This is a genomic window from Pseudomonas sp. S37 (genome assembly GCF_016658545.1).
In the GTDB taxonomy this organism is placed as follows: domain Bacteria; phylum Pseudomonadota; class Gammaproteobacteria; order Pseudomonadales; family Pseudomonadaceae; genus Aquipseudomonas.
In genome coordinates this window covers 1-12,626 of record NZ_JACVZC010000080.1, presented here as the reverse complement: position 1 = coordinate 12,626, position 12,626 = coordinate 1, and the positions used below count along the sequence as shown (strand labels likewise).

The 12,626-nt window shown below is 64.2% G+C and carries 12 protein-coding genes; 6 read left to right on the top strand and 6 right to left on the bottom strand.

Annotated features, from left to right (window positions below; genetic code table 11):
- Positions 1 to 16: 16 nt before the first annotated feature.
- The gene (locus IAE39_RS20485) at positions 17 to 1,654 is read right to left on the bottom strand and encodes a 5-guanidino-2-oxopentanoate decarboxylase (RefSeq protein ID WP_201205919.1); all 1,638 of its coding nucleotides are present in this window, start codon (positions 1,652 to 1,654) and stop codon (positions 17 to 19) included.
- A 114-nt stretch (positions 1,655 to 1,768) separates the two neighbouring features.
- On the opposite strand from IAE39_RS20485, the gene IAE39_RS20480 reads away from it, so the two are divergent.
- Positions 1,769 to 2,644: a LysR substrate-binding domain-containing protein gene (locus tag IAE39_RS20480; RefSeq protein WP_201205917.1), complete on the top strand. Its 876-nt coding sequence runs from the start codon at positions 1,769 to 1,771 to the stop codon at positions 2,642 to 2,644.
- A gap of 98 nt (positions 2,645 to 2,742) precedes the next feature.
- On the opposite strand, the gene IAE39_RS20475 is transcribed toward IAE39_RS20480, so the two are convergent.
- Both IAE39_RS20475 and IAE39_RS20470 read right to left on the bottom strand, forming a co-directional pair.
- The gene (locus tag IAE39_RS20475; RefSeq protein ID WP_201205915.1) at positions 2,743 to 3,357 is read right to left on the bottom strand and encodes an NAD(P)-dependent oxidoreductase; all 615 of its coding nucleotides are present in this window, start codon (positions 3,355 to 3,357) and stop codon (positions 2,743 to 2,745) included.
- Between the two features lie 27 nt (positions 3,358 to 3,384).
- Positions 3,385 to 4,260: an MBL fold metallo-hydrolase gene (locus IAE39_RS20470; protein ID WP_201205913.1), complete on the bottom strand. Its 876-nt coding sequence runs from the start codon at positions 4,258 to 4,260 to the stop codon at positions 3,385 to 3,387.
- Positions 4,261 to 4,362: 102 nt separating this feature from the next.
- Between IAE39_RS20470 and IAE39_RS20465 the strand changes: the two genes are divergently transcribed.
- Together IAE39_RS20465 and IAE39_RS20460 are read left to right on the top strand one after the other, a co-directional pair.
- On the top strand, positions 4,363 to 5,268 hold the full coding sequence (locus IAE39_RS20465) for a LysR family transcriptional regulator (RefSeq protein ID WP_201205911.1): 906 nt from the start codon (positions 4,363 to 4,365) through the stop codon (positions 5,266 to 5,268).
- Positions 5,269 to 5,504: 236 nt separating this feature from the next.
- Positions 5,505 to 5,645 (top strand): hypothetical protein, encoded by a 141-nt coding sequence (locus IAE39_RS20460; RefSeq protein WP_201205949.1) that lies wholly within the window; start codon positions 5,505 to 5,507, stop codon positions 5,643 to 5,645.
- 19 nt (positions 5,646 to 5,664) lie between these two features.
- Here IAE39_RS20460 and IAE39_RS20455 read toward each other — a convergent pair whose 3' ends face one another.
- On the bottom strand, positions 5,665 to 6,534 hold the full coding sequence (locus tag IAE39_RS20455; RefSeq protein ID WP_201205909.1) for an isocitrate lyase/PEP mutase family protein: 870 nt from the start codon (positions 6,532 to 6,534) through the stop codon (positions 5,665 to 5,667).
- Positions 6,535 to 6,985: 451 nt separating this feature from the next.
- Between IAE39_RS20455 and IAE39_RS20450 the strand changes: the two genes are divergently transcribed.
- Together IAE39_RS20450 and IAE39_RS20445 are read left to right on the top strand one after the other, a co-directional pair.
- A complete protein-coding gene (locus IAE39_RS20450) occupies positions 6,986 to 8,437 on the top strand; it encodes an MDR family MFS transporter (RefSeq protein ID WP_201205907.1) in 1,452 nt (483 codons plus the stop codon).
- A 280-nt stretch (positions 8,438 to 8,717) separates the two neighbouring features.
- Entirely contained in the window at positions 8,718 to 10,097 is a 1,380-nt protein-coding gene (locus IAE39_RS20445; RefSeq protein WP_201205905.1) for a sodium:solute symporter, read from the top strand.
- A 183-nt stretch (positions 10,098 to 10,280) separates the two neighbouring features.
- Here IAE39_RS20445 and IAE39_RS29915 read toward each other — a convergent pair whose 3' ends face one another.
- Together IAE39_RS29915 and ptrR are read right to left on the bottom strand one after the other, a co-directional pair.
- Complete coding sequence (locus IAE39_RS29915) at positions 10,281 to 10,409, bottom strand: PA1414 family protein (protein WP_009683677.1); 129 nt, start codon at positions 10,407 to 10,409, stop codon at positions 10,281 to 10,283.
- A 124-nt stretch (positions 10,410 to 10,533) separates the two neighbouring features.
- The gene (gene ptrR / locus IAE39_RS20440; RefSeq protein ID WP_201205903.1) at positions 10,534 to 11,427 is read right to left on the bottom strand and encodes a putrescine utilization regulator PtrR; all 894 of its coding nucleotides are present in this window, start codon (positions 11,425 to 11,427) and stop codon (positions 10,534 to 10,536) included.
- 105 nt (positions 11,428 to 11,532) lie between these two features.
- Here ptrR and IAE39_RS20435 point away from each other — a divergent pair.
- A partial coding sequence (locus IAE39_RS20435) for an MFS transporter (protein ID WP_201205901.1) occupies positions 11,533 to 12,626 on the top strand: 1,094 nt, incomplete at its 3' end.

The window sequence follows — 12,626 nt, the reverse complement described above, 5'->3', positions numbered from 1 at the left end:
CTGGCAAGCAATAACCTCAGCCCAGCACAGTCCCCTGCCACTGGTTCTGGTCCACCTGGATCAACGTCGGCCCCTTGCGCTCCACCGCCTGCCCCAGCGCCGCCTGCAATTGCGCCACATCCGCCACGCTCTGCGCCGCAGCCCCCAACGCCCGTGCCACGCCGATGAAGTCCGGGGTATGAATATCCACCCCGACCGGCTCGATCGCCCGGTTGACCATGTACTTCTTGATTTCCTCGTACCCTTGGTTATTCCACAGCAACACGATCAGCGGCACCTGCGCTTCCACCGCGCTGGCCAGCTCGGGCAGGGTGAACTGCAAACCGCCATCGCCAATCAGGCACACCGACGGCGCGCGTTCGCCAGGTTGCTCGGCACTGCCCAACCAGGCGCCCATGGCCGCTGGCAGGGCGTACCCCAGGGTGCCGTAACCCGTCGAGGCATTGAACCAACGTCGTGGCTGATCCATGTCCAACGTCAGGTTGCCGGTGTACACAGGCTGGGTCGAGTCGCCCACCAGAATGGCATTGGGCAGGCATTCGAGAATGGCGCTCAACAACCGCGTCTGGCTCAGCGTCGGCTGGTCCCAACCTGCCGCCAGGGCCTGGCGCAGGTTGGCCACGCGGGCCACACCCCAAGTGCTTTCGCGCAGCGGCTGCGGCTGTGCCTGCAAGGCGCCGAGCAACGCATCGGCGGCCAGTTCGGCATCGGCCACCAGCGCCAGCTCCGGCAGGTAGTTACGCACGGTCTGGTCGGGATCGATATCGATGCGCAGCAGGCTGCCTGGGATCTCGAAACCACCCTTGAAGGTCACGTCATAATCGGTTTCGGCCAGTTCAGTGCCGATCGCCAACACCACGTCGGCCTCGGCCACCAGCGCCCGCGTGGCCGGCAGCGACTGGGTCGAGCCGATCTGCAGCGGGTGGCTGGCCGGCAGCAAACCCTTGGCATTGATGGTCAACGCCACCGGCGCCTGCAGGTGTTCGGCCAGGCGTGCCAGCGCAGCACCTGCTGCCAAGGCACCGCCACCGGCGAGGATCAATGGCCGCCGTGCGCTGGCCAGGCGTTCAGCCATCTGTGCCACGGCCTGCGGTGCAGCACCTGCCCGGTTGCCTCGCACCGGGCGGCCCGGCAGCAGCTGGTCGGCCGGCTCAACCAGCACATCCAGCGGGATCTCGATATGCACCGGGCGCGGCCGGGCGCTGTCGAATACCGCGAAGGCCCGCGCCAATACCTGTGGCAGGTCGGCAGCATTCATCAGGGTGTGCGAAAACGCCGCGACACCCGCCACCAGCGCCGCCTGGTTAGGCAGCTCGTGCAGCTTGCCGCGGCCACCGCCCAGCTGGTCACGCGACTGCACGCTGGAGATCACCAGCATCGGAATCGAGTCGGCATAGGCCTGGCCCATGGCGGTGGTGATGTTGGTCATGCCCGGGCCGGTAATGATGAAGCACACCCCGGGTTTGCCACGGGTGCGCGCATAGCCGTCAGCCATGAACCCGGCGCCCTGCTCGTGGCGCGGGGTGACATGGCGAATGGACGAGCCCGCCAGGCCTCGGTAGAGCTCCACAGTATGCACGCCGGGGATGCCGAAGACATGGTCCACGCCATAGCCTTCAAGGAGTTTGACCAGTACTTCGCCGCAGGTTGCCATCGGGGTTCACCATGAATCTTGTTGGGTTATGCGCTTATTGGACCCAAGCCACGGCTATCGCCACAATGCAAAAAAACACATACTAGCCATGTCCTGAAATCATGGCTTATTGCGATGAAACGCCTCCCGCCCCTACCCGCCCTGCATACCTTTCTGATCACCGCCCAGTGCTGCAACTTCACCCGTGCCGGGCAGCAGTTGCACATCACCCAGGGCGCCGTCAGCCGGCAGATCGCCGCCCTGGAGCAGCACTTGGGTTATGCCCTGTTCCAGCGCCAGGCCCGCGGTTTGAGCCTGACCCGTGAAGGCCAGGACTGGCTGCCACGGGTGCAACAGGTGTTTGCGCTGATCGAACAAGGGGTGCGCGAGGTGGGGGAGCACAGCACGACCCTGCAGTTGAAGGCGCCCACGTGCGTGATGCGCTGGCTGCTGCCGCGCCTGATGGAGTGGCAGGCACTGCGCCCGGACGTACCGGTGGAGCTGACCACCACCGTTCAGCATGGCGTGGATTTTCGCCGCGAGGGCTTTGATGCCGCGGTGGTCTATGGCGATGCACCGAACCACGGGCTGCAGGTGCGCAAGCTGTTCGATGAGCAACTGACGCCGGTATGCGCACCGTCATTGCGTGAGGGGCCACTGCCGTTGCAGCAGGTTGAAGACCTGGCGCGGCACATGTTGCTGCACCCCTCGAGGGACGAGCATGACTGGCAGTTGTGGCTGCACGCTGCCGGGGTGACCCTGGCTGCACAGGGGCCGAAGCAGCACTTCGAGACGCTGGACATGGCAATGGCCATGGCGTCGCAAGGGACAGGGGTGGCTATCGGTGATTGGTCGCTGATTGGCGATGACTTGCGCGGCGGGCGGTTGTGCATGCCGTTTGCGCTGAAGGTGCTGACCGGTAAAGGCTATTACCTGGTGAGCCAGGCCAGGAACTTGCCGGCGGGGTTGCTGGAGCTGCTGGACTGGCTGGAGGGCCAGGCCAGCCAGTGACGACCCTTTCGCGGGTAAACCCGCTCCCACAAGTTCTACACCACTCTAGAAATTTGCGTAGTACCTGTGGGAGCGGGTTCACCCGCGAAGCAGGCGACTCAATACCCGACTGTGAACCGCTGCCGCGAATGCTGCGGCTTCTCCAGCTCATCCAGCATGGCAATCGCATAGTCGGCAAAGGTGATCCAGCTCTTGCCATCCGCACCGATCAGCAGATGGTCCTTGCCCAACCTGTAGCGCCCGCTGCGCTCACCCTCAACGAACTCCGCCGACGGTGAGAGGAACGTCCAGTCCAGGTTCGGCTCGCGCTGCAACGCCTCCAGAAAACGCACCCCGGCAGTGGCCTCGGCCTTGTACGCCTCCGGGAAGTCCGGGCTGTCGATTACCCGGTGCCCCGACGGCAGCAACAGGCTGCCGGCACCGCCCACGACCAGCAGGCGCTTGACCCCGGCGCGCTTGACCGGTTCGATGATGGCCTGCGGCTCGATGGTGGAGAAATGCGCCGCGCTCAGCACTGCGTCCACACCCGCCACTGCCGCTTGCAGGGCCGCGCTGTCCTTGGCATCCAGCGCCTTGACGGTCACCCCGTCACGCCCCTGTAGTTGCGCAGGGTCGCGGGCAATGGCCAGCACGCTGTGCCCCCGGCGCAGGGCCTCTTCCAGCAACTGGCTGCCAGCGCGGCCAGTGGCACCGATGATTGCAATCTTGCTCATGGGATACTCTCCATCAGTTGAACGGAATTACCACTTCATTTCGCCCTTGGCGACCTTGGCCCCCAGCTCCAGCGAGCTTTCATCGGCCAGGCCCGGGTAACGCTGCTTCATCGCCTTGATCAACGCGCCAGCATCTTTAGCCTTGGCGGTTTCGGCATCGAAAGCACGGATGTAGTCGGCCGTGAAGCGCACGGCCTTCAGCGAGCGGCTGCTATCGCCCAGGTAATGGCCCGGGATGACCGTGCGCGGCGCCAACGCTTCGATATGCGCCAGGGTGCCAAGCCAGTCGGCATGCGACTTGGCCGTTTGCGTGTCGGCCATCCATACATGAATGTGCTCGGACACCACCACGCCGCCGACCACCGCCTTGATCGACGGGATCCAGACAAAACTGCGCTCCGGCTGTAGGCCATCCAGGCCAACCACTTCCAGGGCCTGCCCTTCCAGCGTCAGGCGGTTGCCTTCGAGCACCTGTGGCAGCACCAGCCGCGTTGGTTTGTCCGCGCCCATCTGCGGCCCCCAGTACGCCAGTTTGGCGTCCATGGTCTGGCGGATATGGGCAACGGTAGCGGCCGAAGCCAGCACCTTGGCGTCGGGGAAGGCCTGGGTCAGGGTATCCAGGCCGAAGTAGTAATCCGGGTCACCATGGCTGATGTAGATACTGGTCAGGTGCTTGCCACCCGCCCGCAGGCGTTGCACCAGTTGTTCGGCCTGGGCCTTGCCGAACTGGGCATCGACCAGTACGGCATCATGCTCGCCACTGACAATCACCGAGCTGACCGGGAAAATCGCCTCGTGCCCTGGGTTGTAAACGTCCAGCTGCAAGGGCTCGGCAGCCAGCACCGGGCCGGCCAGGGTGACGCAGGCCAGCATCAGGCCACGCAAGGGGGTGAACAGGGACATTGGCTACACCTTCAGCTGAACAATGCCCAACAGCTTAGTTGCCCGATCCGTGACAAAAAATGCCATGCTTGAACATAGTTTGTTTCTGAAATCGGGCAAATCATGGACCGTTTGAACGCCATGCGCGTCTTCGTCACCGTAGTCGACCTGGGCAGCCAGTCGGCGGCGGCGGACCATCTGCAACTGTCGCGCCCGGTGGTGTCGCGCTACCTGGCCGAGCTGGAAGACTGGGTGGGCGCGCGGCTCATGCAGCGCACCACGCGCAAGCTAAGCCTTACTGCCGCTGGCCAGGAAACCCTGCCGCGCTGCCGGCAACTGCTGGAGCTGGCCGGGGACCTGCAAGCTGCGGTGCAGCAGCCGGATGACGCGCCAAGGGGTGCATTGCGCATCAGTGTCAGCACCTCGTTTGGCCAGGCACAACTGGTAGACGCGGTCGCTGCTTATGTGCGGCGCTACCCTGGGGTAAAGATTGAACTGCAGATGCTCGACCGCACCGTCAACCTGGTGGACGAGCGCATCGACCTGGCCATCCGCACCAGCAACGACCTCGACCCCAACCTGATCGCCCGGCGCCTGAGCGTGTGCCGTTCGGTGGTGTGTGCGGCACCGGCCTACCTGCGCGAGCAAGGTACACCACTACAGGTCGAGGAACTGAGCCGGCACAACTGCCTGACCCATGCCTATTTCGGCCATAGCCTGTGGCACTTCGAAGTGGCCGGCCAGCAGGTTGCCGTACCGGTGGCGGGAAACATCAGTGCCAACGAGGCGATGACCTTGCAGAAGGCAGCGCTGGCCGGTGCGGGCATCGCCATGCTACCGACCTACCAGGCCGCCGAGGCCCTGCGCAAAGGTGAGCTGGTGCGCCTGCTGGCCCACGCCAAGCCGCGCGAGCTGAACCTGAATGCGGTGTATACGTCGCGCAAGCACATGCCGGCGACCTTGCGCAGCATGCTGGATTTTCTCGTGCAGCGGTTCAAGGACGAGCCGGAGTGGGACCGCGACCTTTGAACCCACGCCCCCGTTGTAGGAGCGGCCTTGTGTCGCGATAGGGCCGCACAGCGGCCCCGGCAATTTTGCGGGATGACACAAATGGGACCGCTGCGCGGTCCGATCGCGACACAAGGCCGCTCCTACAGGGATCGCGCGCGGTACCACTGAAATTGACCTAAGCTGGAAGGTATCACCTAGCGCTGTACCAGGAGGTGAACACCATGGGCATCAAATCAAGAAGAGTCGCCCTTGTCATGGCCCTGACTGCAGTCGCAGGGCTGTACGGCTCGGCCTGCTGGCGCGCCGAACTGCTACGCAGCCAGCCCAGCGCCGCCGCCAGCTGCGAGCAGGCACACTGCGTGCCTCACACTGCCACCTTGAGCGCCGTCCGTTGAGTTGACGGCGCCCTGCCGGTCACTCCTCGACGCTCATGTATTCCTTGGCCCAGCGGATGTAGTCCTCAGGCTGGGTGTAGGTGTGCGAGAGTTCGGTGGCACTGAGGTTTTCCGACTTGTTCTGCTTGCCGCGCTGCAGTCGCAAGCAGTCGTAGGTGGCCTTGATTGCAGCAAAGTAAGCCGCGTGGCCATCGACGGCAATGCGCACGCCCAGGCGCGCCAGGCGCTCGTCGTCATGCAGGTTCGGGTTGCCATAGGTGACCAGCATCAGCGGCACGGTCAGGTGCTCGGCAATCTTTTCGAGCTGCTCGAAGTCCTTTACGCCCACCATGCAGATACCATCGGCACCGGCCTTCTGGTAGCTCTGCGTACGCACGATGATTTCTTCAGTGGTCAGTACGCCAGCATTGGTGCGGGCAATGATCGACAGTGACGAATCGACCCGGGCCTCCAGCGCCGCACGGATCTTGCCAACGCCCTCATCAACCGGGATCAGGTCGGTGGACTTGCGTCCGAACTGGGCGGGCAGCAGGGTGTCCTCGATGGTCAGGGCGGCCACGCCGGCGCGCTCCAGCTCAATCACCGTGCGCATCACGTTGAGCGCGTTGCCATAGCCATGGTCGGCGTCGGCCAGAACCGGCAGCTGCGCCACCCGGCCAATACGGGTGGCCTGCTCGACGAACTCACTGAGGGTGATCAGCGCGAAGTCAGGTGCAGCCAGAACCTGCAACGAGGCAACGGACCCGCCGAGGATGCCGACCTCGAAGCCCAGGTCAGCGGCAATGCGTGCCGACATCGGGTCGAACACCGACGCGGTGTGGTAACAGGAACCTGAAGCGAGCAGCTCGCGGAAGGCAAAACGCAGATCTTGATGGGAAGCCTTGGGCATGATCACTCCGCAATTAGTTGAAATTTTGAACGGTAACTACCGACCCCTGTAATCGGGTCTACCTGACCTGTTCCAACCGTCGCCATCTGGGCGGTCATGCTCGACATGCAGGCAGAGGAATAAAAGGTGTGGGAGACAGCGGGCTGAAAAGCCTGCGGCAGAATGTTGCACCAAGCTGGTGCAGGCCGCGGTTTTCAGCCCCTGTGGCATACCAACGATATCACGCGGCCATGCAGCACTGGATGAATGCGCCAATGCCGATTCGGCATAGGGGATGCAGATAGTACATAGGAAGCTACCTAACTCAGGTTACAATCCGGGTACTCAATGCTGGCCTCTTCGCGGGTTACTCGCTCCCACAGGGTGGCTGTCACGCCTTAGGGCAGACGCAGTCACTGTGGGAGCGGGTTTACCCGCGAAGCAGGCCACCACCGCTATACAAGGTATCCCCGTGACCGCCGCCCTGCCCCCCACCACCCTGCGCAACGTGCTCACCGCCCTGATGCTGGCGATCTTCCTCGGCGCGCTGGACCAGACCATCGTGGCCGTCTCGCTGCCGGCCATATCGGCCCAGTTCAACGACGTAGGCCTGTTGGCCTGGGTCATTTCCGGCTACATGGTGGCCATGACCATCGCCGTGCCGATCTACGGCAAGCTGGGTGACCTGTACGGCCGGCGGCGCATGATCCTCACCGGTGTCAGCCTGTTCACCCTGGCTTCGATTGCCTGCGCCCTGGCCCAGGACATGCAGCAACTGGTGCTGGCCCGGGTGCTGCAAGGTATTGGCGCCGGTGGCATGGTATCGGTCAGCCAGGCGATCATCGGTGACTTCGTCCCCCCGCGCGAACGCGGCCGCTACCAGGGCTATTTCAGCAGCATGTACGCCGTGGCCAGTGTTGCCGGGCCGGTACTGGGCGGCTGGCTGACCGAGTACCTGTCATGGCGCTGGGTGTTCTGGGTCAACCTGCCACTGGGGCTGCTGGCCTTGTACGCGATTCGCCGCGCCTTGGCGGGCATGCCGGTGCAGCGCCGCGAGGCACAGGTGGACTACCTTGGCGCCGTGTTATTGATTCTCGGCCTGGGCAGCCTGCTGCTGGGCATTACCCTGGTCGGCCAAGGCCATGCCTGGGGCGACCCTGCCGTGCTGGCGCTATTCGCCTGTGCCGTATTGGGCCTTGCGCTGTTCATCGCCCACGAGCGCCGCTGCCCCGAGCCGCTGTTGCCACTTGGCCTGTTCGGCAACCGGGTGGCGGTGCTGTGCTGGGCGGTGATCTTCTTCGCCAGCTTCCAGTCCATTTCCCTGACCATGCTCATGCCCTTGCGCTATCAGGGCATCACGGGCGCCGGTGCCGACAGCGCGGCCTTGCACCTGCTGCCGCTGGTCATGGGCCTGCCCATGGGTGCCTTCACCGGGGGCCGCATGACCAGCCGCACCGGGCGCTACAAGCCGCAGATCCTCGCCGGGGCAGTGCTGATGCCCCTGGCCATATTCGGCATGGCGCTGACCCCACCGCAGTCGGTATGGCTCAGTGCACTGTTCATGCTGCTGACCGGCATTGCCTGCGGGCTGCAGTTCCCTACCTCGCTGGTGGGCACGCAAAGTGCGGTGGCCAGCCAGGACATCGGTGTCGCCACCAGCACCACCAACCTGTTCCGCTCGCTGGGCGGGGCCATGGGCGTGGCGTGCATGTCCAGCCTGTTGCTGGCACTGCTGCACGGGGGTGGGTTCGAATTGCTGGGTAATCCGTTGCTGGGAAGTTTGAAGGCGGGTGAGGTGGACCTGGTGACGCAGGGGCGGTTGCTGGAGACGTTCCGGCAGCTGTTGATCGGGAGTGCGCTGGTGGCGCTGCTCGGGCTGCTGGCGGCAGTGGCATTGCCAGACCGGCAACTGCGCGGCCGTTAATGCACAGCGCGTTTTTTGTAGGAGCGGCCTTGTGTCGCGATCGGGCTGCGGAGCAGCCCCCGGACTTATGCCTTGACGCGTGAACCGCTGGGGCCGCTTTGCGGCCCGATCGCGACACAAGGCCGCTCCTACAAACAGCGCCCGCAGTATCTGTAGTACCCCGGCAGGAGCCATGAGGGAGGGCCACTGAGGCCCGCCAACACAAGACAAGACCACCGGGCGCCGTGCAAACGCCCGCGTAGTCGATCTCGCCATAATAAAGATAATCGGGAGACCCCCAATGGCCTTGGACATCATTGTTGTAATGATCTACACCGCCGGCATGCTCGGGCTTGGCTGGTATGGCATGCGACGCGCAAAAACCCATGAAGACTACCTGGTAGCCGGGCGCAACCTCGGCCCGGTGCTGTACATGGGCACCATGGCCACCACCGTACTCGGTGGCGCTTCCACCGTTGGCACCGTGCGCCTGGGCTACGTCCACGGCATCTCCGGCTTCTGGCTGTGCGCAGCCCTGGGCCTGGGCATCATCGCCATCAACCTGTTCCTGGCCAAGCCGCTGCTGCGCCTGCGCATCTTTACCGTGACCCAAGTGCTGGAGCAGCGTTACAACCCCACTGCACGCCAGGCCAGCGCCGTGATCATGCTGGCCTACGCGCTGATGATCGGCGTGACCTCGACCCTGGCCATGGCCACCGTCCTGCAGGTGCTGCTGGACCTGCCGTTCTGGGCATCGCTGCTGCTGGGTGGCGGCGTGGTAGTGCTGTACTCGACCATTGGCGGCATGTGGTCCCTGACCCTGACCGACATCGTCCAGTTCGTGATCAAGACCGTCGGCCTGATGTTCATCCTGCTGCCGGTGTGCCTGTACAAGGCCGGCGGTTGGGACACCCTGGTGGCCAAATTGCCAGCGGCCAGCTTCCAGCTGACCACCATTGGCTGGGACACCATCATCACCTACTTCCTGATCTACTTCTTCGGCATCCTGATTGGCCAGGACATCTGGCAGCGGGTGTTCACCGCCCGTGACGAAAAGGTCTGCCAGCGTGCCGGTACGGTTGCGGGCGTGTATTGCGTGGTGTACGGCCTGGCTTGCGCGGCAATCGGCATGGCGGCACATGTGCTGATGCCGGACCTTGCCAACCCGAACAATGCCTTCGCCGAGATGATCAAGAGCACCCTGCCCGATGGCATCCGTGGCTTGCTGATGGCAGCTGCCCTGGCGGCGATGATGTCTACCGCCAGTGCCGGCCTGCTGGCGGCCTCGACCACCATCACCGAAGACCTGCTGCCCAAGCTGCGCGGCGGCAAGCAGTCGAGCCTGGGTATCAGCCGCCTGTTTACCTTGCTGACCGGCCTGGTGGTACTGGGTATCGCGCTGATGGTGAACGATGTGATCAACGCCCTGACCCTGGCCTACAACCTGCTGGTCGGTGGCATGCTGATCCCGCTGATTGGCGCCATCTTCTGGAAGCGTGCGACCACCGCCGGGGCGATTGCCAGCATGTCGCTGGGCTTTGCTACCGCGCTGCTGTTCATGTTCAAGGACGGGCTTGAGGCCAACACGCCGATCTACTACAGCCTGGCGGTTGGTTTGGTGAGCTTTGTGGTGGTGAGCCTGGTGTCGCGTAAATCAGTGGCGGCGGTGAAGCTGGCCTGATAGGTCGTGGTTGCCTGTGCTGGCCTCTTCGCGGGTAAACCCGCTCCTACAACGGAATGTGTTCTCTTGTAGGAGCGGGTTTACCCGCGAAGAGGCCGGCACAGGCAATACAAACCCGGCAGACACAAAAAGGCCGCAGCCCCTACCCAGGTGCTGCGGCCTTAGCTTTGCTCTTCAGTAGGATCAGCGACGACGCGGTTGGCGCTTGCGCTGCTCTTCATCAGTCGGGATCGGCACCGGCTGCAAGGGTGGTGGAATCAGCCCCAAGGCGACCGCCAGGTCGTGGAGCCAGTTGGACAGTGGTTTATTCATAATGCCCCCTTGACGGGTCAGCCTCACGGCAAATCAATCCTGCGATGTTTCATACAGATCATAGCCCGATGTCCTGTATTACGCATGCCCATGCTCTTACAGATATGGGCCATTTTGACCCGGATCAAGCCGTGGCGGCGCATTCCGACGACTGGTCAATCGTTTCGCTTTGTTGCAAGTCGACCCACGCCTGCAAATTTGCCCCGCGCATTCCCTGGCGCCACATCAGCCACGTCACTGCCTGATCGAACGGCGCCTGCAGCGGATGCACCCTTACCCGGTCGCGCCCGGGCAGGCTGTCGAGCATCGACTGGGCCATCATTGCCACGCCTGCCCCGGCGATCACGCAGGCCAGCATGCTCTGGTATGACTCGATCTCCATCACCCGGCCCATCGGCGTATGGGCATGGGCATACCAAGCCTCCAGGCGCATGCGGTACGAGCAGCCCTGGCGGAAGGTGAACACCGCCTTGCCCACCACGTCCTTGGCGCTGTGCACCGTCGGGTGCTCGGGGCTGGTGATCAGCACCAGTTGCTCATCGCACAGGGGCACGCCATCCAGCCCGGCGAGGTTCAAGGGGCCGTCCACCAGCGCGGCATCCAGGCTGTGGTTCAGCAGGCCTTCGAGCAATTCGCCACTGGGTGCGGCGCGCACCTGCAGGTTCACTGCCGGGTAAGCCTGGTGATAACGCGCCAGCAGCGCCGGCAAGTGGGTGGCGGCAGTGCTGTACATGGTCCCCAGCACGAAATCGCCGGCGGGCTGGCCGCCACGCACCGCGGCCAGTGCCTCGTCGCGCAGGTTCGACATACGGTTGGCATAGTCCAGCAGCACCTTGCCGGCCGGTGACAGTTGCAAGCGCTGGCGCTCACGCAAAAACAGCTCGACGCCCAGTTGCTCCTCAAGCTGTCGCAGGCGCGTCGACAGGTTCGACGGCACCCGATGCAGGCGCTCGGCGGCACGGGTAATCGAGCCTTCCTCGGCCACGGCCTGGAAGATACGCAGTTGGCTGAATTCCACGGCATTCTCCAAAACAGAACAACTTGATCATCATTATTCAATTTTATTGAAAAAGAAACCGCCTTAACCTGCCAGCCATCGCTTACATCGCGCAGGAGACCTGTCATGTCGCCACTTACTCAACTGCTGGCCAGCGCCGTGGCGCTGATGATGGCCATGGGCATCGGCCGTTTCGCCCTCACCCCGCAACTGCCGCAACTGATTGCCGAAGGCCAGTTCGACCTGACGGTCGCCGGGCTGGTGGCGGCGGCCAACTACCTGGGTTACTTCATCGGTGCAGTGGACGCCATGTTCGCCCGCTCGCCCGGCCAGGTGCGCCTGCGCCTGCATGGCGGGTTGTGGCTGTGCGTGGCGCTGACCCTGGCCTCGTGGGCTGCCGACGGCTTCTGGGCACACCTGCTGCTGCGCTTTGGCACCGGCGTAGCCAGTGCCTGGGTGCTGGTGATGCTGACCAGCCTCAGCCAACAAGTGGCCAATGCCCACAACCGCCAACGCCAGGGTGCACTGGTGTTTGCCGGGCCCGGCCTGGGTATTGCCGTGACCGGGCTGCTGGCACTGGTGGCGCATGTGCTGGGGCTGGGTTCGGCAGCATTGTGGCTGATCTATGCCGTGGCGGCGCTGGTGATGCTGCTGGCCGTGCGGCCGTGGCTGCCACGCGCCCTGCAAACGGCACCCACACCATCGCTGGCACTACAGGGGCCGACCCGCAGTGTCGGCATTGGCCGCCTGGGGGTGGTGTATGCCTTGTACGGCGTAGGTTACATCCTGCCGGCCACCTTCCTGTCGCAGATGGCCAACCAGCAGTTTCGTGGCCAGTGGCTGGCTGACCTGTTCTGGCCGGCGTTTGGCCTGGCGGCGGCGCTGGGTGTGCTGTTGGTGAGCCTGCGCCGCGGCGGACGCACTTCGGCCTGGCTGACCGCCACCCTGTGGCTGCAAGGCCTGGGTGTGCTGGCCTGCCTGATGGGCGGGGGTGTCGGGCTGGCGTTGGGCGTAGTGCTGTGCGGTGGGCCGTTTCTGGCCTGCATGCAACTGGTCATGCAGCGCTCGCGGGAACTGGCACCGCATGCCACGCAGCGCAATGCCGGGCTGCTGACTGCGTGCTTTGCCCTGGGGCAGTTGAGCGGGCCGTTGCTGGCGGCGCTCAGCAGCCATTACAGCGGCGGGTTGCAACCGGCGCTGATGGTGGCGGCGGGTGGGTT